The organism is Trichormus variabilis 0441, from assembly GCF_009856605.1.
GTDB classification, from domain to species: Bacteria; Cyanobacteriota; Cyanobacteriia; order Cyanobacteriales; family Nostocaceae; genus Trichormus; species Trichormus variabilis.
In genome coordinates this window covers 1,467,677-1,492,205 of record NZ_CP047242.1, presented here as the reverse complement: position 1 = coordinate 1,492,205, position 24,529 = coordinate 1,467,677, and the positions used below count along the sequence as shown (strand labels likewise).

Genomic DNA, 24,529 nt, shown 5'->3' with positions numbered 1-24,529 from the left:
GTGTGACAAGTTTTTGGACTCTATTCACATAGCAAATCAACCAGATAGCAATCTGCTACTATGCTTCATTGCTCTAAAATGGTTTATGAGCAATAAAATACTTGCTCATAAAGTGGACTTGCACCTCAATATTTTCAAACCCTACTTTTTCTAGGCGTTCTACTAAGTTATCAGTACTGTAATGCTTATAGTATGGTTCATGGAAAGTGTCTGAGAAATTATCCATTAGCACTGCCATTTCTGGTGAATCACTCATCTGAATAGAATCACAGATAATAAAAACTCCTCCTGGCTTTGTCACCCGGAAACATTGCTCAATTACTGTTTGACGCACAGTAGCAGGTAATTCATGGAACAGGAAAACAGAAGTCACAGCATGAAAATAATTATCTACGTAAGGCAATTCTTCCGCATTTGCTTGTAAAAGCTGTGGTAGTTCCCCAGAAATTTGGGAGAGTAATTCATTAGCCTTACGTAAATAAGCTGGCGATAAATCTACACCAAATAGTGATGCTTGCGGTAGAATCGCTCGAATCAGCTTCAAAGTCCTCCCAGTCCCACAAGCTACGTCTAAAATGCGAATCTGTCTTGGTGATACAGAATCAAATACTTTTAGCCTGTCCTTGAGAGGAGACAGAATACGCCGCCGCATGGGGTCAGCTGTTCCACCAAAAAGGATTTCTACCTGTAAATCATATAAATTGGCTGACAAATCGCTCAAATAGCCATCACTTTGGTGATGAAAATTCTGTACGTAGTAGCTAGGATAACCTTCTGTCTCTATACCCGAAGAAAAATCTTGGTATTTTTTTTGTTGAACTCTTTCCCAGATTTGCGGTAAGTCTAGCCATACAAGAGGATAGTAACGGAAAAAATCTTCCCAAGGATTATCAAATAGCAAGCTTGCTGGATACACCTCTTTTTCAGCCTCCAGCCAATCTATTTCTAGTAATTGATTGAATCTATCTTGCAGTTTGGTTATAACCTCCCTGGGTATCGGTTTAGTCTGCCTCAATGTGGGATAAACTATGTCTTTTAACTGTGCGCTTAATGTTTTGTGAGCCAGGCCAAAGTAATTTTTACCCTGTTGAAGAGTTTGGTAAGTCAGCTTAGTCAAATTATTAGACATGACGATTGCTTAGGAATCCATTACTTTTAAAAATTTTATGTAAACAATTGTAACGAATAGTTCGTTTACTTGCGGAAAAAGTACTTTAAGCAATCCGTCATAGCTGCATTTAAATAGGTATAAGCACAATCAATAATTACAATAATATTAAAAATTGTAACAGATGCTCAATTTCGTAGCATAAGATACAGAATTTTCGCTATATTAATTATGTAAAGGGTCAAATCCAATTAATATCACTAGGAGGACTGTGGTATGTCTATTCAAGAAAAATCTCGTGCAATTATGATGCGCCAATATCAGCAAGTGAAGAATCGTCAACAATCCATGCTGATGCGTTCCGCACAAGAACTCGGTCTTCCTGCTGAAGAACTGTCCCACTATTGGAACCCAACTCAAGGAAAGATCGATCCCACCACCCGCACGATTTATGGTCGTAGTAATGCTTCGATGAGCTAAGTTTTACTCATGTTTAAGTCATGGTTGTTATTAGTGGAAGTAATTTCAACGATGAGTTACTTCCCCTAATGTACTTATACATAATTTTTACAGAAGACAAAAAACCACCCTTATGGGTGGCAATATTTTGACTCTCAGATATAAATTGCTAACAGGTGTTAATTAAACGTCGTAATAGATAGAGAACTCATAAGGATGAGGACGCAGTTGCATCTGTTTAACTTCGTTAGCGAGTTTGTAGTCAATCCAGTTTTGGATAAAGTCTTCGGTGAACACGCCTGTATCTGTTAAGAAAGCGTGGTCGTTTTCTAGTGCTTCCAATGCTAGCTCTAAAGAACCGGGTGTGGAAGGAACCTTTGCCAATTCTTCTGGAGAAAGTTCATAGATATTTTTATCTAATGGCTCACCAGGATGAATTTTGTTCTTGATACCATCGATACCAGCGCACAGCATGGCAGCAAATGCCAAATAAGGGTTAGAGGTAGCATCTGGACAACGGAACTCTAAACGCTTGGCTTTGGGGTTAGTGCCAGACAAAGGAATCCGGATGGAAGCAGAACGGTTACCTTGGGAGTAAGCCAAGTTAACTGGCGCTTCATAACCGGGAACTAGGCGTTTGTAGGAGTTGGTGCTGGGGTTGGTGATTGCCAACAGTGCTGGGGCGTGCTTGAGAAGACCACCAATGTAGTACAGTCCCATTTCACTTAAACCAGCATACTGGTCACCTGCAAAGAGGGGTTTACCATCCTTCCAGATAGATTGGTGACAGTGCATACCAGAACCGTTATCGCCAAAAATTGGTTTTGGCATGAAGGTGACGGTTTTGCCATATTTTTTGGCAACGTTCTTGATGACATATTTGTAAATCATCAGCCAGTCAGCAGCTTCGATTAACTTACCGAAGCGGAAACCAAGTTCGCACTGACCACCAGTAGCAACTTCGTGGTGATGTTTTTCGATGGGTACGCCTAATTTCGCCATCGTCAACAGCATTTCTGTGCGGATGTCTTGGAAAGAATCTGTGGGGGAAACAGGGAAATAACCCTCTTTAAAACGTGGTTTGTAAGCCAAGTTGGGTTTGTCTGCTGTACCTTCTTTACCAGAATTCCAAGCACCCTCTACAGAGTCGAGGAAGTAGTAACCTTCGTTAGCGGTTTGGGCAAAGCGGGCGCTATCGAAGATAAAAAATTCAGCTTCAGGGCCAAAAAATGCTGTATCACCAATGCCAGTGGCAACCAAATAATCAACTGCTTTTTGAGCAATAACCCGTGGACAACGGTTGTACCATTCTCCTGTACGTGGTTCTTTGATGCTACAAACAATACTTAGGGTTGGTACTTCCATGAATGGGTCGATCCAAGCAGTATTAGGATCGAGAACCATTGTCATGTCTGACTCGTTGATTGCTTTCCAACCCCGGATGCTGGAACCGTCAAAAGGTACGCCATCGGTGAAGGAGCTTTCATCGATTTGGTTTTGGTACAAGGTGAGGTGTTGCCAAGTACCTACAGTGTCGATGAACTTGAGGTCAATCAGCTCAATTTTTTCATCTTGAATTCTCTTCAAGACTTCTTGTGAGGTTGTCATTGTTACTCCTTCTCTGCCAATTTCTTAAATTCAAACCAGAATCTGCCAAAGCATCTAAACCCTACTGAGCGGAACAAAGTTGATGACACACCTGAAATATCCTAGATTCTAAACATTAGATGGTTTTGTAGTCTTTGTTACAGAACGTCTGGATTACAGGTAATATTAACCTTTCTTTCGACATCTGCACAAAAGGGAGAAAGTTAATCTCATAGGGGTCAACTTTGGCATAAAATCCTTAAGTAACAGATAGATTGTTTTTGTGCCGAATCTATTTTTAATAGCACAAAAATTTACTGGTGCGTAGTGCAACCAAATTAATATCAAACCATAGATAGCAAAGATTGGGAGAAGAAGGAATGCGCGATGCAGTAACAAGCTTAATTAAGAATTATGACGTAGCTGGTCGGTATTTTGACCGAAATGCGATCGATACCCTCAAAGATTATTTTGACAGTGGTACGGCTCGTGTCCAAGCAGCCGCCGCAATTAACTCCAATGCAGCTGCACTGGTCAAGCAAGCAGGTTCTAAGTTGTTTGAAGAGCTGCCAGAGTTAATTCGTCCTGGTGGTAATGCCTACACAACTCGTCGTCTAGCGGCTTGTTTACGGGATATGGATTACTACTTGCGCTACGCTACTTATGCGCTGGTTGCTGGTAATACCAATGTTTTAGATGAGCGGGTGCTGCAAGGCTTGCGGGAAACGTACAATTCTTTGGGTGTACCCATTGGCCCTACAGTTCGCGGTGTACAAATTCTCAAGGATTTGGTCAAGGAACAAGTTGCAAGTACAGGTATTGCCAACGCTGCTTTTGTTGAGGAGCCATTTGACCACATTACTCGTGAATTAAGCGAGCGAGATGTTTAAGAAGGCAGGGGGCAAAAGGCAGGAGGTATGATTTACAATCTGTTTTTTGTCTAGTTTTCGTTGTCTGGTTGATTTTCAATATCAAGAAACTGATTTCAAACAACGCACTTTGGCTGTATTGACAAGGTGCGTTTACTTTTTTAAGTATTACGTAATATCTTTCGAGTATAAATTCAGGTAAACAAAGATATAGCCGTAGCTAAAATAAAACCCTGACAATAAAAGGCTTTCAAGTCTGTCAACAGTCAACCATCAACAGTTATAAATTGAACATAAAAATTTACTCTAGATTTTAAGTAAATTAAATTGTGTAAAGTTTAGTAAAAAGTTATAAATAATATGTCCATTAATGAAATTTAAAATGAATCTGGAAAGGGGATGAGGGAGAGTTATCTGCCATAACTTGACTAATCTCCCTCACTTGTATAGGTTGTTTCTTTCCGCACCTGACTGTGAACTACAGGGAACACAAAAGAGTTATTGGTCTGTGGTTATCAACTAACAGTAGAGATGGCAGCACCTAACCACGCAGCAAAGTTTTCTTGCTGCGTTGCGTTAGGATTCTGTATCGCCAGTAGCTGATACTTAGTAGGACGTGGTGTTCCTAGCGTTACAGGATAGGTACGCAGTTCATCTTGGTGAAAAACTGTTACCTGGATAGTATCATTGGCTTGATAGTCTTTAAGGCGATCGCTCAATTGATGGGCTGTGATCTTGATACCCGCAATAGCCAGCAACTCATCACCTGCGTCAATTCCTGCCATTTGTGCAGGCGAACCAACCTCAACAAATTTAATCATCTCCCGACCATTTTCCGTGTTTACTTTCACCCCTAAGTAAGGTTCTTCTTCTCTCTCTGCTAGCAAATGCAAGCCAAAAGGTTCTAAGTACTGATTGAAGGGCAATTCTTCCGTGCCATCAATATAGCGTGCGAAGAAATCCGTCAAATCGACTCCAGCCACTGATTCGATCACCGCCTGTAATTGTTCTGGAGTGTAGCCGATTTCAGCTTGACCAAATTTTTGCCACATTTGACGCATCACATCATCAAGCGATCGCTGATTACGATACCGCGCTCTAATCAGCAAATCTAGTAGCAAAGATATCATTTCCCCCTTCAAATAATAGGAGACTTGCGAATTACCGGTATTTGTATCTGGGCGATAAAGTTTAATCCAAGCATCGAAACTCGACTCAGAAAGTGTTTGTACTTTCCGCCCTGGTGTTGTAAGTAACCTACTGATCTCCTTACTCCAATAATTTAAATAAGTCTTGGCATCATAAATGCCTGCTCGTAAAGGAATTAGTAGATCGTAATAACTGGTAGTTCCCTCGCAGAACCACAAAGATGGTGTGTAATTTTCTTGGTCGTAGTTAAATACCTCTAAGGCTTGGGGACGAATTCGCTTAACATTCCATAGATGGAAGAACTCATGCGCTAGTAATTGAATGAAGCGTTCATACTTATCTTGGGAGCGAAAGCCAAAACGCTGATAAATCAAAGAACAGCTATTTTTATGCTCCAAACCACCGTAGGCTTGAGCAAATAAATGCAGCAAAAAGACGTATCGCTCATAAGGCAATCCGCCAAACATCTGTGCTTCTACTTGGATAATTTTTTGGGTATCGCTAATTAGCTGCTGCACTTGACAATTTCCTTGTCCCCAGATGGCCAATTCATGAGGTTTTCCTAACACCTCAAACTGATATAACTGGTGTTCACCAATCTCAAAAGGACTATCTACAAGGGTATCAAAATCAGCAGCATAAAAAGTATTAGATTGCTCACCAATTGTAGGTAAAGGAGTAGTTACCCGCCATTGGGGATACGGTGGTATGACAGTCACACAAATTGGTAAGTTTTCCCATCCTGGTAGTCTAAAAAACAGTGCTGCCCCATTAAAATAACCGTGGGTAGCATCTAAATGATTTGTCCGCACTGATAGTTCGTTTGCAAAAATGCGGTAACGCACCGTTACTTCTGACACATCACCTTTATTGATTTGCCAGTGGTTTTTACTGATTTTCCGCCAAGGTAAAATCTTATCTCCTGCAAAAGCAGTAAAATCTTGTAAATTCTTGGCGTACTCTCGCACCAAATATGATCCTGGTGTCCACACCGGCATTCTTAAGTCAAGAATTGGTGATGAATAGTTTACGATTTGCAAACTCACCTCAAATAGATGCGTCTCTGGTTGGGGCATTGCCACCAAATAATTAATCGTCGGCACGGTGTCCTGAACGCCAATATCGATACGAGGTGCTGTCGCTTCAGTCATCTGTAGTTAAGAGTGATAGTTCTGAGTCAAAAGTCAATCCATACATAGTTAATAGTTAATAGTTACTGGTCAATAGTCAATAGTTAAGCAATGCAGACTCAGTATTTAGAGGTGCATTAATGCTATGAGCTATGACACGGGCAACATTACTCAGTCTACTAAAAGAAAAGTCTCTATAGCTTGCAATTGCTGGACTTTACGCTTTTAGCGCAGACTTGCTACAGCATTAAAAATACATTTCTCAGAGGTTATTTATCAAATAAACATGACATTCAATTATGTTACGTTAAACTTCGTTAACGTATACTCAAAATTTAATATTTACATAATAATTCAGTAAGCAGAAGCCGGAATACTTTTTTCTAAGATCCAATACCTAAACCCTTTTTGCACCTTAGTTATATCAGTATTTCAAAATAACATAGTATCCATTAAACTACATTTGCAAGTATAAATACGCTTGTATTGTTCGTTTAATATGCTTACATGAAGACGTTAGTCCTCTAATCTCAGGTGTTTTAGTGCTGAGGACAAACTATAAAAAACAGTTTGAACAACAATGTTTTTATTAGACTTTTCCAGCTAAATTCAGCAGTTGTTTGAAATTGATCAAATAGATAATATTATTAGCACTGTCAATTTTTATCCACCCTTTATCGTGCAATTTATCCATAATTTTGCTAGTTTCTTCAACACCGATTTCTGTAACTTCTGCTAAGTCCTTAAAAGGAATATTAAAAATTTCCCTACCTTGTTCTGATTCTTGACCATAGCTCTCACCCAAACTAACTAAGGTATGGGCTAATTTCACAGCAGGTGGTGAAGAACGGATTTGTAAACGTTGGTTAATTTGTCGTAATCGTCGCACCATTAATTGCAGCATTCTATGATGCAATTGTGGGTCTTTAAATAAAATTTGAATAAAACGTTCTCTAGAAATACTGAGTAACTTGACTGGTGAAAGAGCAATTACATCTGTTGAGCGGGGAGATTCATCTAAAATCGCCATTTCTCCAAAAAAATCACCCCTTCCTAAAATTGCTAAAGCTACAGAATCATCCCCGCAGGTACGCCGGACTTTTACCCATCCAGAGACAACGAAATAAACGGCATTACCCCAGGCATCTTCCATTAAAACTGCTCTGCCAGTGGGATATTCATGATCAATTGCAATATTGAGTAGCCATTCTAAGGTTTGTGGAGTGGCTGTACTCAATAAGGGGAAAATATCACTAAAAACCTCAGTTTGCATGAAATATCTACTAAAAATGAACTTGTTATTTGAGAATTAAGCCATCTACTATAAGTTTTAAAGTCGAAATATAGCAATAGATGAGAAAGAAATTAGTGGGAGTTTAAAAGTCATTTCTCAGAACACAGAACCTATATTAAACAAGCCGCCATAGTAATTTAGTTTTGGTCATAAGTAATAATAACTATGGATTTCCGCCGTGAATTTCTGAAGTTAACTGAGCGCTCATAACGTTCTTGAAGAGACACTGCTGGTTGGCGGAGCGTCTCATAAGAAAGTCTGAAGGGTAATTGCTATTTACCATTCCTGATGACCAACTCCCACAAACATTATCAATGTCTAATTAGCCAAGTGTTAACCAGAAGCTCTGTAAAAGATAGTCTGGTTGGTCATTACAACATAACAATTATGGTAAAGATCGAAATCAGAGGTTTTACTGACAGCACGATGATTCTCTGTCTGATAGTCATTGATTATTTGCCGTCAGTATTGTGACTTTTTGGCCTAAGTTTTCAACTATTCGAGTAAGGGTAGACAAAGCCTCTGATTGCTCGGCTTTGAGGTGAGGATTCAACAGTAATCGTTGATGTAATTCATGCAACTTATAGGTGAGTTGTTGAGAAATTCCTATGGCATCTCGACTCAGACGATCTAATTGCTGCTGCTGATAAAATTTTAGAGCTGCCCCCCTTAGTACTTGCAGTGTGGCCTCTTCGCCATTTATTCCTGGCATTACACGTATGCGTAATAATAAACTATTGTTTTGGTATTGGCATTCCTTCTCTATCTGTTGTGGTTCTGCGAGTGTACTAAGAGGAAACCCTGCAAAACGCTTTAATTCATTAAGTACGCCTTGAAAAACAGAGAGGGGTAAATTTTCCAATACAGACTGTAAGACTCCATTGTCACTCCAAATAATTCTCCCTTTATATGGTTGTCTTTCCAGATATAAGCGACCAATCCCCCCACCTAAAACTCGTCCCAGCAATTCCTCCAATAGCTTCCTAGAGGGTAAATTGAGTAGTGATTCAATAGGGCTGAATAGTTCTGGAGCTTGCACTTGTAAAACAGTTACATCACTCAGCCGAGGCATTGGCAATTCTTGTTGAACAATGACTTGTGAAGAATCATTTTTAGTTTGAGAATCCTTCTCTGAGTTGTAAGACACAGAAACATTTATTGATGACTCAGACGATTTATGTAACTGCTGAACTTCCGGTGAGGGGGTTGTGGCGTTAGGTAGATTAAGCATGGTGTTTACGCTCTCGGCTAAAATCTCGTCTGCTTCGGGTTTTTCTGCTGGTTTTACCTCTGGAGTGGATGTATTTTTATAGCTGAGGTAAGCGGAAAGTATTGCGCGATGAAGTTCAGCAGCGATTTCTTGAGTTTCGATTGTGCTGTTAATATATGAAACGATGCGATTTACGTAATCAAATGCGGCGCTATCTCCTAGATTTACCATACCCAGTGATAAGCGGTCATTTTGGCACCTTAAAGGCAAAATCTGGTGGTAGAGGCAAACCTCAAAGGGCAAGATGCTATCAATTAGCTGGAATATTTGCTCTCGTTCGGACTCCTGCTCCCAATTAGTTGGAGTTGTGTTGAGCAATTGTTGTCCATTGGCTCCGGTGTCAGCTGGTTTGCCCTGTGAAGACCACATAGGTTTGCTTGCTTAGTGTTTCTTTATATTCTATTTTGCTCTTCGGCACTTGGCAGTAAATAAATATACTGAGTTCAGTAGATTACAGCCACATTCACTGTTCAAAAAGTTTGACTTAGTAAGTCTTGAGTGCAAATCCTCAATTGTATTGAATTTTCGCCAGTATCAAATCGACATAGCTACTTATATGTTATCTAGTGGATTTTTAGCCAGTTGTAGTGAAGCGGTGATTCAGTGCTGAGATTTTACTTTCTATCTATGTAGCGTTAATCTACAGCACCTAATCAACAACTGGCGATAGGGTGGGCATCCTAAGGGTGATTTTAGGTAACATTTATCCCTTAGCTGAAGTTCTACTATCCCGTGACCCTCTTGTGATCTTATTTAAACTGCTACAACACAGTCTTAGTTGCCAAAATGCCACAAAAATTTTTTGGCGAGTTCTGAGTAAAAAATACTCGCCTCGGCTTTTCTAACAATTTCGATTAGTTTGTTTCACACTATGCACAATAAAGCATTTTTGGCTAGGGTCAGTTTAGAAACTGGTACTCATCAACCGCTTATTTTTATCCGAAAAAAGATATTCTGTATTAGTGCAAGGAGTGATACCTCTAAACTTAAACGTTTGTTACAGTGAATTGCTCTAATGCTTCTCCTGAAAGTCTTACTGCAATTTCAAGTGTTACATATGATAAGCAAGATGGTATAAACTTACACGAGAAGCGCTTGGTAAGTAAAACTATGAGCGCTTTTTCGTGTATCGTCCAACAGTCCTCTGTTAAAGATTTAAGGTTGCCACGAATTACGTTTTGTAAATCTGTTGATAAGCCTCTGGGTGATTGTAGAGGTTTGATTTACATGGTTATAAATTAGCAAAACTTTGTTTGCAATGGTTATCAGGTAATATATAGACTGATGCTGATGAGCTATTCTGCTTTTAAATTGCCAGATCCATCGTAAGGGCTGTTGACCATTGAGCGTTGACAGTTAACAGCCCTTGTTAGTATTTATGCAATTTAGACGCGCATTAGCTTACTGGTAAGCAAGGGCATTGAGGCTAAATTGATACTTCATAATCTTAAGACTATGTGGGTTTATGATTCACCCACATAGGTCTTTGAGGCAGAAAATGTGGCACCAAGGGCAATTTTAATTAGGTATTTTCTGAAGATACGGAAATTAACCAGAAAATAAAATTAGCAAATTCCCAACCTATTATGAGAAGTTTAGTAATGGTTGAGGTTAATCCCAGCTTCTTTTGCCATTGCTTCTAAACCTTTGACTTCTAAGGTTTTAATGGCTTTGGTAGATAGCTTTAGTTTGACCCAACGGTTGCCGCTTGGCCACCAAACGCGCTTGCTTTGCAGATTTGCTTGTTGTAAGCGTTTGGTACGACGGTGGGAGTGGGAAACAGCAAAAGCGTTATTTGCCTTTTTACCAGTAAGATCACATCGACGAGACATTATGTTGTATCTCCAGATTACTATTTAAGTACAGCCTTTCTATTTTAGAAGCTCTGGGACGAATATTGGGGTTACATCAATTCAAAATTCCAAATTCGTCTTGGAAGGCGTGGGTGAAGGAAACCTCCACGTAAGAATTGCCGCACAATTCAAAATAAATTTGTGTAGTGTGTCTAATGCCGCTTTATTCCACGCCATCATAGAGGTTGAGTGCGCTAGGACTAACGTCCGTAACGCACACTAAAACACCCTAGCAATACTGCTTACAAGATGGGTTGCTAATTTTTGGTTTGTTGTGTCAGCTTGGTGAGTACTTCATTGGAACGTTCCACAAAAGATTTCATTCCGTCTGCGTCAAACCCTTTTTGAGACATCAGCGCCAAATCATAAACGTGTTGGCAGATTAAGTTTACTAGGGGATTTGTTGATGATTGTCCGTCGCCTTGAATAATTGCGCCTTGGTTGAGATTTACCAAGTTTTGAATTAGGGGATGGGCTGTATTCACTAGTAAAATGTGGTCTTCGGGAAACTCGGTATTTTGCTGCTGCATCATAGCGGTCATTTCCCTCATGCGGCGCAGAAATTCTGGTAAGAGAACGATCGCCGGTGGTGTACCTTGAGGATCATCAGACTTGAGCGCTTCTGTGCGAATATTGACTTTAGGTTTATTCAGGGATTTCTCAAATAACTCTTTGATTACCTCACTCTTGGTTTTATTTGTTGTGGGGTCAACAATTTCTCCAGTTTTGTCTTGTTCGAGTAAGGTATTATCTAAGTCAGAGTCTACCCGTGTAAATTTGACATCTTGATATTCCCGCTCTAGGAAGTTGATAAAGTGGGTGTCGATGAAGGAGTCGAGGAACAGCACTTCCAAGCCTTGGTTTTTGTGTAGTTCGATATACGTGGCTTGGGTTGCTTCATCGGTGCTGTAGAAGACGCGATTTTCGTGGCGTTCTTTGTTGCGTTCTAAGTATTCTTTCAGGGTTGTGTATGGTAAGCCTGGTGTGGGGGAGTCGGAAGTAGGGGTGACATCTTGCCAAACATCACCTTCTTGGGACTGTACTTCAACGGCTGGTGTTTCGGCTGGTGGTGCTGATTTAAAGGTGGTGCGGAAAATAACGATATCTTCGACTTGCTTTTTGAATTTCTCGTCGTTGAGAACACCAAATTTGACAAAGGTGCTTAAATCTTTCCAGGCACTAATATATTGTTCACGGTCATCGCGGTACAGTTCTTTGAGTCTGTCGCCTACTTTTTTGGCTATATAATCGCCGATTTTGCGGACTGTGCGATCGCCTTGTAAGGCACTACGTGATACATTAAGGGGAATATCCGTACTATCGATTACACCCCGCATGGGTACGAGAAACTGGGGAATAATCTCTTCGCAGTTATCGCTGACGAAAACTTGATTGCAAAATAGTTTGATTTGTCCTTTGGTAACATCTACATCGGGGCGCATCTTGGGAAAATACAGAATCCCGTTGATAATAAAGGGATAGTCGGTATTTAAATGCACCCACAACAAGGGTTCTTCTTGAAAAGGATAGAGATAGCGGTAAAATTCTAAATAATCTTCTTTCGTTAGGTTATTTGCAGACTCCCGCCACGGCGCTTTTTGCTTGTTTAATACTTCACCATCCAGTTTGATGGGTACTGGCATGAAGTCGCAATAAGTCTTGACCAGGTTTTTCACCCGCGCAGATTCTAAATATTCTTCTTCGTCTGGTAACAGAGTCAAAGTGATGGTAGTACCGCGAGTGGTGCGGGGTGACTCTTCTAAGGTGAATGCTGGGGAACCGTCACAACTCCAGTGAACAGCTTGCGCGCCTTCTTGATAAGACAGAGTATCAATTTCTACTTTCTGCGCCACCATAAAGGAGGAGTAGAAGCCCAGACCAAAGTGACCGATGATTGGCTGGTCTGATTTTCCCTCATATTTATGAATAAACTCTTCGGCACTGGAAAAAGCGACCTGATTAATATATTTTTTGACTTCCTCTGCTGTCATACCGATACCGTTATCGGTGATGGACAGGGTTTTTTTATCTTTGTCGATGGCGAGTTGAATTTCTGGTTCTTCGACTACTCCTGCATATTCTCCAGCACGAGATACCATTTTCAGCTTTTGGATGGCATCTACAGCGTTAGATACTAGTTCCCGCAGGAAAATTTGATGGTCTGAGTAGAGAGATTTTTTGATAATTGGGAAAATATTCTCAGTATGAATACTGATGGTGCCTTGCTCTAGCATGATTTTGATTTTAGTATCTGAAACTATTTGTGTAGTCAAGACATCTTAGCCTTTTACGATCATGGGTAGATGCCCAGGATATAAAAGAGCGTGATACCAGTGAAGATTTTCAAGCTATAGTTTAAGCGATCGCAGCTTTTTACCTGGATTGTTTGCCCCCAAGCTGTGATTCGGATTTCCCTACCTGTTATTGAAACGCGGAGGGGCGCGGTGAACCAGCGTTGTAGGAGGGTTTCCCTCCGTAGACGACTGGTGAACCCGTTGGCGTAGCCTCTCGAAGAGAAGGGAGGTTAGCGCAGAGGGAGAATTTTTGAGGATGTTTTGTTTTAGGGGATGGAAACTTTTACTGGTGCTTTATTAGTGAAACTTAAACCATTTTCGCCTTGGTCTATGTAAATGGTGTCACCGGAGATAAAGGTGTTTTCTAATATCTTGGTGGCGAGGGGGTTTTCGATTTCTCGCTGGATGGCTCGTTTGAGGGGGCGTGCGCCGTAAACTGGGTCATAGCCTTTTTCTACTAGGAAATCACAGGCGGCGGCGGAGATTTCAAAGGAGATTTTTTGTTCTCTCAGGAGACTTTCCACCCGTTTGAGTTGAATACGGATGATGTGGCTCATTTCGCTACGACTGAGGGCATGGAAGAGGATTGTATCATCAACGCGGTTGAGAAATTCGGGGCGGAAGTGCGATCGCAAGGCATCCATGACCCGATTCTGCATTGTGTCATACTTGGTATCGTCACCAGACACATCTAAGATATATTCGCTACCGATGTTACTGGTCATGACAATGACGGTGTTGCGAAAATCTACTGTTCTACCTTGGGAATCAGTAATTCTGCCATCATCCAGCACTTGCAATAAAATATTAAACACATCGGGGTGGGCTTTCTCTACTTCATCCAATAACACTACAGAATAAGGATGGCGGCGGACTGCTTCCGAAAGTTGTCCACCTTCTTCGTAGCCTACATAACCAGGAGGTGCGCCGACTAAGCGAGAGACTGAGTGTTTTTCCATGTACTCGGACATATCTAAGCGCACTAAAGCATCATCGGAGTCGAAGAGGAACTGGGCTAAAGCGCGGGCGAGTTCGGTTTTACCTACCCCTGTCGGCCCCATGAATAAGAATGAGCCGATGGGGCGATTGGGGTCTTTCATCCCAGCGCGGGCGCGGCGAATGGCGGCGGAAACTGCTTCCACTGCTTCTTGCTGGCCGATAACCCGTTGATGTAAGTGACTTTCTAGTTGTAGGAGTTTTTGCCGTTCTGATTCCAACAGGCGATTTACAGGGATACCTGTCCACTTGGCGACGATTTCGGCGATGTCGGCTTCGGTGACTTGTTCACGCAACAGGGTAGAACCTTGGCTTTGTAATTCTAAGAGTTTTGCTTCTTTAGCTTCGCGATCGCGCTGTACTCCTTCCAGTTTGCCATACTTCAACTGCGCCGCTTTATTCAAATCATAGGCGCGTTCTGCTTGCTCAATCTGCACCCTTAAAGCGTCTTCTTCTTTCTTTAACAGACTAATAGCTTCTAATACCTGCTTTTCACCTTGCCATTGGTTGTTTAAATCTTGCTGCTTTTCGGTTAAATTGGTGATTTCTAGCTCAATTCGCTCTAAACGTTCCTTAGTTGGTGCTGCAACTTTCTCCTCTCCCGCCAAGGACAGCTTTTCCATTTCTAGCTGCATCAAACGGCGGTCAATGGCTTCCAAGTCTGCTGGTTTGGAGGTAATCTCCATTTTTAATTGGGCGGCGGCTTCATCGACTAAATCAATGGCTTTATCTGGTAGAAAGCGGTCAGCAATATAACGTGCTGATAAAGTTGCTGCGGCTACCAGTGCAGAGTCAGAGATTTTCACATTATGGTGGACTTCGTAGCGTTCCTTCAACCCCCGCAGAATAGAAATCGTATTTTCTACACTTGGTTGGTCTACGTACACTTGTTGAAAACGCCGTTCTAAGGCTGCATCTTTTTCGATGAACTTGCGAAACTCATCTAAGGTCGTCGCCCCAATACACCGCAGTTCTCCGCGCGCCAGCATGGGTTTGAGCAAGTTACCCGCATCCATTGCTCCTTGTTGGTTAGAACCAGTACCTACGACGGTATGTAGTTCATCAATAAATAAAACAATATTACCGTTGGATTCCGTAACTTCCCTGAGGACGGCTTTTAATCGGTCTTCAAATTCGCCTCGATATTTTGCCCCAGCAATCAAACTCCCGATATCTAAAGAGATTAATTGACGGTTTTTTAGAGATTCCGGGACATCTCCATTAACTATACGCTGTGCCAAAGCTTCGGCGATCGCTGTCTTACCAACCCCAGGTTCACCAATCAAGACGGGATTATTTTTGCTCCGGCGAGATAACACCTGAATTACCCGGCGAATTTCGTCATCTCGTCCAATAACTGGGTCTAATTTTCCAGATTTTGCCTGTTCTGTCAAATCCCTACCAAATTTCTGTAAGGCTTCATAACGAGATTCTGGATTTTGGTCTGTCACTTTTTGGCTACCACGAACAGCCTTGATACTCGCTTCTATCTTGGCACTGTCTACACTAAAGCCTTTGAGGACCTTCCTACCAACACGTTCATCATCCACAAAAGCTAAAAGTATATGTTCTACAGAGATGTAGCCATCCTTCATTCGCTCCCGAATTTCCTCGGCGCGATCGAGCATAACATCCAAGCTGCGACCGAGGTAAAGTTGGTCACTTTTGCCTACTTTCGGTTGACGCTGGGTAAAAGCTTCTAATTGCTGTTGTAAGCGAATCGGGTCAATTTCTGCACGACCCAAAATCCGCACAGCTAAACTAGTAGGATCTTCTATCAGAGCCAGAATTAAATGTTCAACATCTAGCTGTTGTTGTTGATATGCCCGAACTATATCCTGAGATTTGACAATTACTTCCCAGGCTTTATCAGTAAATTTATTAGGATCTGTAGGCTGCATCTTTACGATTTTTAATGTAATATTCCAAACTTTTATTTTGGGTATATAAATTGAGTGACCAAGACAATTCAAAGAGATTCAAGGCTAATTTATTAGCTATTGCGGGAATTTAGATTAAGCTATTCTGCTTTTAAGTTGCACAATCCATCGTGGGGGGGTGTTGACTGTTGACACTTAACAGCTAACAGCCCTGATTAATGGTTATACAATTTAGACGCGCATTAAGTTAGATGTTTGCTATATCTAGAGGTATTCTTCAATAAAGCTCATTAGACTCAAAAGCTTTACACTTAATTTTTGTTACTCCTCACAGATTGAGTTCTAGATTCCCCTCCCCAAACAATAATTTCAATACTCACAATACTTATCCGCCTACTTATACGGTAGCAGTCGGGCAAACAAAATTGGAGTTATCAATCCACCACCTATTTCCTAATTTAAAACGAAACCACCGCCACAAGCTTACTTTGAAATATGGTGTTGGGAAAAATATTTAGTTTGGTAGAGAGGGGGAGATGAGGGAGTAGGGAAAAAATAAGAGGTAATTTTATTGACTCCCCACTGAGTACTCATCACCCTCTACTCTCTAACCCTGTTTCACTAGCTGTTCTGATGAATCCTGTTTGACTGTCTCGCTTTGATTACTCAACTGGATTAGTTCGATCTTGTATCCATCTGGGTCTTCGACAAAAGCAATCACAGTCGAGCCATGCTTCATCGGCCCTGGTTCCCTAACCACCTTACCGCCCTGATTTTTAATAGACTCACAGGTGGCATAAATATCATCTACACCAAGGGCAATATGACCGTAAGCATTACCTAATTCGTACTTATCAACTCCCCAATTGTAGGTTAGTTCTATAACTGTGTTATCGCTCTCATCACCGTAGCCAATAAAAGCTAGGGTAAATTCTCCTCCTGGGTAATCCTTTCTCCGTAGTAACTTCATGCCCAGGACATCACAGTAGAATTTCAAGGACTCTTCCAGGTTACCCACCCGTAGCATTGTATGTAGTAAACGCATAATCACCTTAAGGTTGTTTTCTGTAAAAAATTGATTTCTGCCAACATTGTACAGAGGGATTGGGGATTAGGGAGGAGCAGAGGCAAGGGAGCAGGGGGCAAAAATAATGTACAGAAGTTGTATACAACATCCCTACTATTACCCATTGACCAAAGGTGTAAATTTAGATATCTTTGCACTCCGAGCATTTTTCTATTATTCTTGGGCTAGTTTCAGAAGCGATTATCTTTTGATACCATCTCTGATACTCGGATTAATTCATTTTTGATACCAAACAACCGATGCGAACAACCACAGGTTCGGTTAACAGTAATCAGCCAAAACCAAATTCTCCAAGCTATTCCTCCTCCGTACCCCTGTACGTATATCGGGAATTGGCTGCTGAATTAAAAGCAACACAAGACAAGTTAGATGCGCTGACAGCAAAAAATCAACAATTAGCGCAAGAAAATCAAATACTGCGACATGAAATTAGTCAGGTCGTGCAGTCTTTTTTACATCTGCAAAAAGTGGTAGATTATAAAGTCTCAGGTTTTCATCCTGAGATAGAAAAACCGACTATTGACCCATCTATACAGGCACAACCACGCCCACAAGCGGTGCGTTCACGACAACCAGTCGTTCCTGAAGCACCAAACAGCAAGAACCGTCGCGCTGAGTTTTCTGTACCTATCACACAAATTATCTCTCCTACGCCAGATACGGTTTTGATACCAGAGCAGGAAATGGTCTACCAACCTCTGTCTGCTTCAAAAGCAAAGGCTAAAGAACTTAACAGTTGGTGGTTGGCTGTCTGTATCCTATTAATTATGCTGAGTGCTTTTGGTGCTGGGTATTTAATTGTCCGCCCTTTATTTGAACACCAAAGTCGTTAGTGCGAGGAGTCAAGAGGTAGAAGTAGAGGAAATTTGTGTCATCAGATTCTTATCTAAGATTTGGTTTCTACGATGCTGTATATTCGTTATTCTCACTGCCGTTTTGGTTTGTTCTTATTTGTGCTAAATATCTAAAATTAGTTTTTGAATCGCTGCTTTTATTTAATCGTTGGTAAAAGTTACACGGACTACATCGCAAGTTTTTGCGGAAAATAGCATTTTGATATGCCCAACTCAACCCCGATTCCTAAACCGCTCATACAGAGCAGATACGGTTAAAAAAAGTTGCAATTCTCATAAGTGTCTTTAAAATAAGGCGAATGTGAAAGTGTCAGACATTGGATCTGGTTAGATATATAAACGAACCTACTAGAAATTAGGAGTCAATGCAATGAAAAAAGTAGAAGCTATTATCCGCCCATTTAAGCTAGACGAAGTGAAAATCGCTTTAGTCAATGCTGGTATTGTGGGTATGACTGTTTCTGAAGTCCGGGGTTTTGGACGGCAGAAAGGACAGACAGAACGCTATCGCGGCTCTGAGTATACTGTGGAGTTTCTGCAAAAACTGAAGGTGGAGATTGTAGTTGAAGATAACCAAGTTGATATGGTTGTTGACAAAATCATTGCTGCTGCTCGTACAGGCGAAATCGGTGATGGTAAAATCTTCATCTCACCCGTAGAACAAGTAATTCGGATTCGTACTGGAGAGAAGAATACAGAAGCCGTGTAAGTAGCGATTATTGTTAGTGTTAGCAGAGCGTTCTGCTCGTGCTGAGTCTTGGTAGAGACGCGTTCAATCGCTGTCTCTACAGAAATTTTTTACTCAAAACATAAAGTTAAGAATTTTATGGTAATACTGAAAAGCAGGCGTGATTACAGCCGTTGAGTAAGAGAGTAGATCATGACTCTGGTTTGGCAAGCAGATTTTTATCGCAGTCCTCAGCAAGATTTAGACGGAAAAATCTTGTGGGAGTTATTAATTTGTGATGTAAATCGTGGTTTCGAGTATACGGCGACTTGTCCCCAGTCAGAAGCTAATTCCAGTTGGTTGACTAGCCAAATTCAATTAGCAGCAGGTGAAAAACTACCAGATATTATCCAAGTTTTTCGCCCCCAGTCTTTGAGTTTGATTGAGGCTGCTGGACGCAATTTGGGGATTAATGTCGAACCGCAACGCCAAACCCCAGCTTTGAAACAATGGTTACAAGAAAAGCAATATTCCATAGCAATAGATAAGCCACCACCAACACCGTTACCAGATAACTTATGGGGTGATGAGTGGCGCTTTGCTAGCATCCAAGCGGGTGACGTCGTTGATTTGTTTAGCGATCGCCCAATCCCCATTTTATCTTTACCAGAACCCCTCAAACCCATTAATTTAGGCTTGGCATCAACAGTGGCAATTCCTGGTGTGGTAATTTATGGTGGTAGGCGATCGCTAAATCTAGCTAGATGGATTGCCCAAACCCGCCCAGTAGCCTTGAATTATATTGCTGGTGCGCCTGATGGTTTGATACTGGAAGCTGGTTTGGTGGATAGATGGATTTTAGTTACTTTTGAAGATGCAGAAGTAAAGGCGGCTGCAAAAGTTTATGAACAACGCCAAAAACAAAGTCGGGGATTACATTTTTTATTAGTACAGCCTGATGATTCAGGTATGACTTACACTGGCTTTTGGTTGTTGCAAGCAATATAATCTTGGCTACCTCACCCAAATAGATGAAAAATCGCTCCATCAAAGTATTGATGTACAAAAAATCATGGCTTTACTTGAGCTAATTTTATTACTGGCTACCATCGTAGGTGTAGTAGACGGCAAAACTATCACAGTTAAAAATGATACTGGGCAAACGGCTACAGTCAGACTAGCCTGTATTGATATACCCAAGACAGCTAAACAAAAGTATCATCTAGCGGCTAAACAGAAACTCCAACAATTACTACCATCCCGCACCCCTGTTGTGATTAGAATTATCAGACCGGATAGTAAAGATATTGCTTTTGGCGAAGTTTATGTAGATAATCGCTCTATCAATCTGCGTTTAGTAGCAGAGGGTAATGCTGTGGTTGATCAAGCATCTCTCGAAGTTTGCGAAGAGACAAAAACACAATACCTCATCGCTGAAGCCAATGCTAAAAATAAACGCCTGGGACTATGGCAACAGTTAAATCCAGCAATTACTAAATAGAGATCAAGATAAATAAGTATAAGTTGTTACGCATTTAACATTGTATATTTCGCACTCAGGTTGTCAAAAGTCCACAGTCAAGAGTCCAAGCTAGCCTTTGACTCTGGACTCTTGACTATGGACAGCACTGACGCAAGAATATTTGATTTAGGCGCGTATCACCTTAATTCTGGTTACAGAAGACGATTTACCTTACCCTAGATGAATTGTCAAAACCTTCCTGACCCGCTATTAGATAGTTAGTGATGCTATCAAAATCAAGCGAAAAGCATGGAAACTACACAGCTAGGAAAAACAGGTGTATTTGTCAGCGCCATTGGCTTGGGTGGAATGCCAATGTCGATATATAATCGACCACCAGAATCAGATTCAATTCAAGTTATTCACCGTGCTTTAGATTTAGGAATTACATTTATTGACACCGCCGACTCTTACTGTAAGGATGAGTCAGACAAGCACCATAATGAAAGACTAATTCACAAAGCACTTAGCAGTTATCCAGGTGACACTAGCCAGGTGGTTGTGGCGACGAAAGGCGGCTTGATGCGTCCCAACGAAAGTTGGACACGCAACGGAAATCCAGAACATCTGCGTCAAACTATCCGCGTCAGTTTTGAGGCGTTGGGTGGTGAAAAACCGATTGATGTTTGGCAATACCATTTTCCAGACCCAGAATATACGATTGCAGAATCCCTTGTACCTGTGAAAGAAGCTGTGGAAGCAGGTTTGATTCGATTTGTGGGAGTTTCTAATTTTTCTGTGGAACAAATCAAGCAAGCACGGGATGTGGTGGATATTGTCTCAGTGCAGAATCAATATAGTCCTTGGGAAAGACAGCCAGAGAAAGACGGTGTTTTACAATATTGTGAACAAGAAAAACTGACCTTTTTACCGTGGAGTCCCTTTGGTGGTCGTCGTCGCCATCAAGATTTACAGGATATTCCGGCGATCGCCCAATTAGCCAAAGCCAAAGGCGTATCTGTATACTCGATAGTATTGGCATGGTTACGCGCCAAATCCCCCACAATTTTGCCCATCCCCGGCGCAAGCAAAATTTCCAGCATCGAAGATTCAGTCAGCGCTGTGAATGTCAAACTAACTAACGAAGAAGTCCAGAAAATTTAGTTAATAGTCAATAGTCCATAGTCAATAGTCCATAGTTTAAAACCAATTCTCAAAATCATTGAAACAACATCAATCATCTGTGAGGTTACAAGACTTTGTGTCCCTAAGAGGCTATCTGTTGCTTTCTTTTAGGGAATTGGTAAAACCTTTTATCTTTAGCTAATGACTAATGACTAAACTACTTGTACCCGTGGTAACACAATTTGGGGTAAAATCAAAGACTTGCCAATAAATGATGCTTGCTGACAGGAGATGCTTGTATGGCCCGGATGTACTATGACGAAGATGCCAATTTAGACCTTTTGGCTGGAAAAACCATTGCAATTATCGGCTATGGTTCTCAAGGTCATGCCCACGCTTTAAATTTAAAAGATAGTGGTTTGAATGTGATTGTGGGGCTATATCCGGGTAGTAAGTCAGCAGAAAAAGCCCAAGCAGCTGGGCTAACCGTAAAAAATGTGGCGGATGCTGCTAACGTTGCTGACTTCATCATGATTTTGTTACCCGATGAAGTGCAGAAAACAGTTTACAAAAATGAAATCGAACCAAATCTGCAAGAAGGAAACACTTTAGCTTTTGCTCACGGGTTTAATATTCACTTTGGGCAAGTCGTACCACCTGCGAACGTAGACGTAGTTATGGTAGCACCCAAAGGCCCTGGGCATTTGGTACGACGCACTTACGAACAAGGTCAAGGTGTACCAGCGCTGTTTGCTGTTTATCAAGATGCTAGTGGAAAAGCACGCGATCGCGCCCTATCCTATGCTAAAGGTATCGGTGGCACTCGTGGCGGTGTTTTGGAAACAACTTTCCGTGAAGAAACTGAAACCGATTTGTTCGGTGAACAAGCTGTATTATGCGGTGGTTTGAGTGCTTTAATTAAAGCCGGTTTTGAAACCTTGGTAGAAGCAGGTTATCAACCAGAACTAGCTTATTTTGAATGTCTACACGAAGTTAAATTAATTGTTGACTTGGTAGTAGAAGGCGGTTTAGCCAAAATGCGCGACAGCATTTCTAACACTGCTGAATATGGTGATTACACTCGCGGGCCTCGGATTGTCAACGAACAAACCAAAGCCGAAATGCGGAAGGTTCTCAGCGAAATTCAATCGGGACAATTTGCACGGGAATTTGTGTTAGAAAACCAATCGGGTAAACCCGGATTTACTGCAATGCGTCGTCAAGAAGCTGAACATCCAATTGAAGAAGTTGGTAAAGATTTACGGGCAATGTTTAGCTGGTTGAAGAAAGTTTAAAACATTCTTTTAAATCACTAAAAAAGACGCAACAGCAAACAAAACTGCTTTGCGTCTTTATTTTTTGGTGTTAAATTGTCAGCGAAACACTAAATTTCAATTTATGGCGAACCATAAGTTACAACAACTGCTGAGTATATTTGCTGTTCTCCTATTAACTTATCCGCTTACTCAAGTACAAGCACAGCCACAGCCAGGACTTTTACCTTTTTTTGATAACGAAAATAACCCTGTTCCGGTAAATTTCCCCAGAGGACAACAAGTCGATATCACACCACCACCACCGCAATTAAATTCTTTTGACCAAGCTGTACTGCAAACCTGTGGTTCTATTGGGACAAAAGTCAGTCCTAATAAATTTAAAGAATTACTATCTGCTTATCCTAATGTCTTACAAAGGCTGCAAAAAGTTAGCGGTGGTGAGTTGCGTCAAGGTCGCAAGAAAAAAGCCCAATTCCTGGAAGATTTAACTAATATTTGGTTTCAGCGTAAAGGTTTTGAACATATTTTTTGTGGTGAAATATATAACGCCAATGATATTGGTGGCTTACATTTTTCTGGGAGATATTTACAGTTACAAAACCAGGGTATTGGCGGACGTTTACCAAGTAATCAAAGGCGGGAAGAAGTGGTTCCCGGCGTGATTTATACATTAGGTGTGGTAATTAAACAAGGAAATCGGACAGTTACAGATGTAATTAAAGGTTATGGCTATCTCAGCAACGCCGAAGAAATGCTTGTAGATGCAACCCAAGCGTTTAAAAAACAGGGAAATAAAGAAGGGGCTTGTATTTATAATGTCCGTGACCAAGAAACAGGTAAGACTTTTCCTACAGTTTTTGTAAGGAAAGGCAAGGCAATTATTACTTATTATCCTGATGCTACTCCTCAAGGGGCAAGGTGTAGACAGTAACAATTCAAAATTCAAAATTCAAAATTCAAAATTCAAAATTCAAAATTCAAAATACCTTACGGGTTCGTGTAGCGTTCTCGTACCACTACGTGGAAGCAAGCTACAAAATTCAAAAATAAATAGAGTGGGCCTTTGGCTCACTCTATGACAAATGTACATATACTTACATATTTTGCACCACTCTCTTATTGCCAAAATTACAGGCTAAAAGGCTGATTATTTAGTAGGGTGGGCATTGCCCACCACTTGCTTATTGAGAATGTGCAAGATATCCATGTAGGAAAATACTAAAATTAGCGGAATCTATCAGGATTGAGGCGTGTAGGGGCTTGGTTGGGAGATTGGCGACGAATAGCCACCCCATTTCTCAGTCCTCTAGCTGTTCCCCCATCTCTGGTGTCGAGGTAGGGCTTCAAGTTGATTCCGCGTCTGGATGAACTCACCCGATTATTACCATTACCTAAAAGGGTGCTACCCAAGTTGTAAAGATCGTTATTGCCTCGGTAAGTATTGACAGCTGTCGTTTGCTGTCCGTTATCGGCAGTCACTAGGTTTTGGAAAACGTTATTACGTACTGTGTAGGGGTCTTGGTTACGAGGTACGGTCAGGACAATCCGACAGCGTTGGTTTGCGTCGGTTGTCACACAAATGATATTTTCGTTGTTTTCTACAGAAACCTGAAGTTCTTGTAAGCCATCTGGGCGATAGGATTCTAGGCGATTGGCGATCGCCTGACATCTGCTAGCTGCATCCCAACCACCGCCTAAATTTCTGGGTGCTGCCCAAGGAAAGTATTGTCCTGGTTGACTTTGGGGCTGATAAACTACGGTTTGCTGTCCGTTTATCGGCACACATCTGAATCTGACTGTGCCATCCCCATTGGTGACAGGAGGTATATTTGTCGATGTATCTGTTGGATAAGGATAGGGTACATTTGTTGGTGTTGATGAGCCTGATGGTACAGTTGGCACAACAACGCCATCATCAAATTGCGCCAATGCGACGGAATTACCCAGGAAAAAAGATAAACCTAAACTACCCAATAAAGCGAATTTCCGGCTTTTAGATAACATGAATGCTCCTCCAGTGACAACACAGTATATTAGTCGTTATACCGTTTCTTGATGAAGATGCACTTTATTCCGTACTGTAGAGACTATGCAAAGTTTCTACATCATTTATTTGGCGCAACTTCATAGAGAATTGGTATTAGTAAAAGATTAGGGACTATAAACTA

At 41.3% G+C, this 24,529-nt stretch carries 19 protein-coding genes; 9 read left to right on the top strand and 10 right to left on the bottom strand.

Going from position 1 to position 24,529, the window contains the following annotated elements:
• Positions 1–73 precede the first annotated feature (73 nt).
• Positions 74–1,129, bottom strand: a complete 1,056-nt coding sequence (locus tag GSQ19_RS05900) for a class I SAM-dependent methyltransferase (protein WP_011317042.1) — start codon at positions 1,127–1,129, stop codon at positions 74–76.
• A 255-nt stretch (positions 1,130–1,384) separates the two neighbouring features.
• Here GSQ19_RS05900 and gifA point away from each other — a divergent pair, with 255 nt between their 5' ends.
• The gene (gifA, locus tag GSQ19_RS05895; RefSeq protein WP_010996485.1) at positions 1,385–1,588 is read left to right on the top strand and encodes a glutamine synthetase inactivation factor IF7A; all 204 of its coding nucleotides are present in this window, start codon (positions 1,385–1,387) and stop codon (positions 1,586–1,588) included.
• A 162-nt stretch (positions 1,589–1,750) separates the two neighbouring features.
• Here gifA and glnA read toward each other — a convergent pair whose 3' ends face one another.
• Positions 1,751–3,175, bottom strand: a complete 1,425-nt coding sequence (gene glnA / locus GSQ19_RS05890; RefSeq protein WP_011317041.1) for a type I glutamate--ammonia ligase — start codon at positions 3,173–3,175, stop codon at positions 1,751–1,753.
• A gap of 359 nt (positions 3,176–3,534) precedes the next feature.
• Here glnA and apcB point away from each other — a divergent pair, with 359 nt between their 5' ends.
• Positions 3,535–4,044: an allophycocyanin subunit beta gene (apcB, locus tag GSQ19_RS05885; protein ID WP_011317040.1), complete on the top strand. Its 510-nt coding sequence runs from the start codon at positions 3,535–3,537 to the stop codon at positions 4,042–4,044.
• Positions 4,045–4,538: 494 nt separating this feature from the next.
• Here the strand turns inward: apcB and GSQ19_RS05880 are convergent, their stop codons facing one another.
• From GSQ19_RS05880 to gloA, 7 genes are all read right to left on the bottom strand, one after another.
• On the bottom strand, positions 4,539–6,323 hold the full coding sequence (locus tag GSQ19_RS05880) for a M61 family metallopeptidase (RefSeq protein WP_011317039.1): 1,785 nt from the start codon (positions 6,321–6,323) through the stop codon (positions 4,539–4,541).
• A gap of 568 nt (positions 6,324–6,891) precedes the next feature.
• A complete protein-coding gene (locus GSQ19_RS05875; protein ID WP_011317038.1) occupies positions 6,892–7,575 on the bottom strand; it encodes a Crp/Fnr family transcriptional regulator in 684 nt (227 codons plus the stop codon).
• A 466-nt stretch (positions 7,576–8,041) separates the two neighbouring features.
• Complete coding sequence (locus GSQ19_RS05870) at positions 8,042–9,235, bottom strand: hypothetical protein (protein ID WP_011317037.1); 1,194 nt, start codon at positions 9,233–9,235, stop codon at positions 8,042–8,044.
• Between the two features lie 1,226 nt (positions 9,236–10,461).
• Positions 10,462–10,698, bottom strand: a complete 237-nt coding sequence (gene rpmB, locus GSQ19_RS05865) for a 50S ribosomal protein L28 (protein ID WP_011317036.1) — start codon at positions 10,696–10,698, stop codon at positions 10,462–10,464.
• Between the two features lie 278 nt (positions 10,699–10,976).
• The gene (htpG, locus tag GSQ19_RS05860) at positions 10,977–12,953 is read right to left on the bottom strand and encodes a molecular chaperone HtpG (protein WP_011317035.1); all 1,977 of its coding nucleotides are present in this window, start codon (positions 12,951–12,953) and stop codon (positions 10,977–10,979) included.
• Positions 12,954–13,279: 326 nt separating this feature from the next.
• Positions 13,280–15,910: an ATP-dependent chaperone ClpB gene (gene clpB, locus GSQ19_RS05855; protein ID WP_011317034.1), complete on the bottom strand. Its 2,631-nt coding sequence runs from the start codon at positions 15,908–15,910 to the stop codon at positions 13,280–13,282.
• 586 nt (positions 15,911–16,496) lie between these two features.
• Positions 16,497–16,934, bottom strand: a complete 438-nt coding sequence (gloA, locus tag GSQ19_RS05850; protein ID WP_011317033.1) for a lactoylglutathione lyase — start codon at positions 16,932–16,934, stop codon at positions 16,497–16,499.
• 281 nt (positions 16,935–17,215) lie between these two features.
• Here gloA and GSQ19_RS05845 point away from each other — a divergent pair, with 281 nt between their 5' ends.
• The 7 genes from GSQ19_RS05845 (at position 17,216) to GSQ19_RS05815 (ending at position 23,292) form a co-directional block, all read left to right on the top strand.
• Entirely contained in the window at positions 17,216–17,809 is a 594-nt protein-coding gene (locus tag GSQ19_RS05845; protein WP_011317032.1) for a hypothetical protein, read from the top strand.
• A gap of 391 nt (positions 17,810–18,200) precedes the next feature.
• Positions 18,201–18,539 carry a P-II family nitrogen regulator gene (locus GSQ19_RS05840; protein WP_010996475.1) on the top strand — a complete coding sequence of 113 codons (339 nt, stop codon included), beginning with the start codon at positions 18,201–18,203 and terminating at the stop codon, positions 18,537–18,539.
• Between the two features lie 171 nt (positions 18,540–18,710).
• The gene (locus GSQ19_RS05835) at positions 18,711–19,505 is read left to right on the top strand and encodes a Tab2/Atab2 family RNA-binding protein (protein ID WP_011317031.1); all 795 of its coding nucleotides are present in this window, start codon (positions 18,711–18,713) and stop codon (positions 19,503–19,505) included.
• Between the two features lie 64 nt (positions 19,506–19,569).
• On the top strand, positions 19,570–19,998 hold the full coding sequence (locus GSQ19_RS05830; protein WP_011317030.1) for a thermonuclease family protein: 429 nt from the start codon (positions 19,570–19,572) through the stop codon (positions 19,996–19,998).
• A 270-nt stretch (positions 19,999–20,268) separates the two neighbouring features.
• Positions 20,269–21,123, top strand: a complete 855-nt coding sequence (locus GSQ19_RS05825; protein ID WP_011317029.1) for an aldo/keto reductase — start codon at positions 20,269–20,271, stop codon at positions 21,121–21,123.
• A gap of 260 nt (positions 21,124–21,383) precedes the next feature.
• A complete protein-coding gene (gene ilvC, locus GSQ19_RS05820) occupies positions 21,384–22,379 on the top strand; it encodes a ketol-acid reductoisomerase (protein ID WP_011317028.1) in 996 nt (331 codons plus the stop codon).
• Between the two features lie 103 nt (positions 22,380–22,482).
• On the top strand, positions 22,483–23,292 hold the full coding sequence (locus GSQ19_RS05815; protein WP_011317027.1) for an EndoU domain-containing protein: 810 nt from the start codon (positions 22,483–22,485) through the stop codon (positions 23,290–23,292).
• A 293-nt stretch (positions 23,293–23,585) separates the two neighbouring features.
• Here GSQ19_RS05815 and GSQ19_RS05810 read toward each other — a convergent pair whose 3' ends face one another.
• Complete coding sequence (locus GSQ19_RS05810) at positions 23,586–24,365, bottom strand: COP23 domain-containing protein (protein WP_011317026.1); 780 nt, start codon at positions 24,363–24,365, stop codon at positions 23,586–23,588.
• Between the last annotated feature and the right edge of the window lie 164 nt (positions 24,366–24,529).

What these genes read in the sequence shown, in the direction of transcription:
- GSQ19_RS05900 (WP_011317042.1), bottom strand. Translation starts at nt 1,129, where the DNA reads ATGTCTAATAATTTGACTAAGCTGACTTACCAAACTCTTCAACAGGGT.
- gifA (WP_010996485.1), top strand. Translation starts at nt 1,385, where the DNA reads ATGTCTATTCAAGAAAAATCTCGTGCAATTATGATGCGCCAATATCAG.
- glnA (WP_011317041.1), bottom strand. Translation starts at nt 3,175, where the DNA reads ATGACAACCTCACAAGAAGTCTTGAAGAGAATTCAAGATGAAAAAATT.
- apcB (WP_011317040.1), top strand. Translation starts at nt 3,535, where the DNA reads ATGCGCGATGCAGTAACAAGCTTAATTAAGAATTATGACGTAGCTGGT.
- GSQ19_RS05880 (WP_011317039.1), bottom strand. Translation starts at nt 6,323, where the DNA reads ATGACTGAAGCGACAGCACCTCGTATCGATATTGGCGTTCAGGACACC.
- GSQ19_RS05875 (WP_011317038.1), bottom strand. Translation starts at nt 7,575, where the DNA reads ATGCAAACTGAGGTTTTTAGTGATATTTTCCCCTTATTGAGTACAGCC.
- GSQ19_RS05870 (WP_011317037.1), bottom strand. Translation starts at nt 9,235, where the DNA reads ATGTGGTCTTCACAGGGCAAACCAGCTGACACCGGAGCCAATGGACAA.
- rpmB (WP_011317036.1), bottom strand. Translation starts at nt 10,698, where the DNA reads ATGTCTCGTCGATGTGATCTTACTGGTAAAAAGGCAAATAACGCTTTT.
- htpG (WP_011317035.1), bottom strand. Translation starts at nt 12,953, where the DNA reads ATGCTAGAGCAAGGCACCATCAGTATTCATACTGAGAATATTTTCCCA.
- clpB (WP_011317034.1), bottom strand. Translation starts at nt 15,910, where the DNA reads ATGCAGCCTACAGATCCTAATAAATTTACTGATAAAGCCTGGGAAGTA.
- gloA (WP_011317033.1), bottom strand. Translation starts at nt 16,934, where the DNA reads ATGCGTTTACTACATACAATGCTACGGGTGGGTAACCTGGAAGAGTCC.
- GSQ19_RS05845 (WP_011317032.1), top strand. Translation starts at nt 17,216, where the DNA reads ATGCGAACAACCACAGGTTCGGTTAACAGTAATCAGCCAAAACCAAAT.
- GSQ19_RS05840 (WP_010996475.1), top strand. Translation starts at nt 18,201, where the DNA reads ATGAAAAAAGTAGAAGCTATTATCCGCCCATTTAAGCTAGACGAAGTG.
- GSQ19_RS05835 (WP_011317031.1), top strand. Translation starts at nt 18,711, where the DNA reads ATGACTCTGGTTTGGCAAGCAGATTTTTATCGCAGTCCTCAGCAAGAT.
- GSQ19_RS05830 (WP_011317030.1), top strand. Translation starts at nt 19,570, where the DNA reads ATGGCTTTACTTGAGCTAATTTTATTACTGGCTACCATCGTAGGTGTA.
- GSQ19_RS05825 (WP_011317029.1), top strand. Translation starts at nt 20,269, where the DNA reads ATGGAAACTACACAGCTAGGAAAAACAGGTGTATTTGTCAGCGCCATT.
- ilvC (WP_011317028.1), top strand. Translation starts at nt 21,384, where the DNA reads ATGGCCCGGATGTACTATGACGAAGATGCCAATTTAGACCTTTTGGCT.
- GSQ19_RS05815 (WP_011317027.1), top strand. Translation starts at nt 22,483, where the DNA reads ATGGCGAACCATAAGTTACAACAACTGCTGAGTATATTTGCTGTTCTC.
- GSQ19_RS05810 (WP_011317026.1), bottom strand. Translation starts at nt 24,365, where the DNA reads ATGTTATCTAAAAGCCGGAAATTCGCTTTATTGGGTAGTTTAGGTTTA.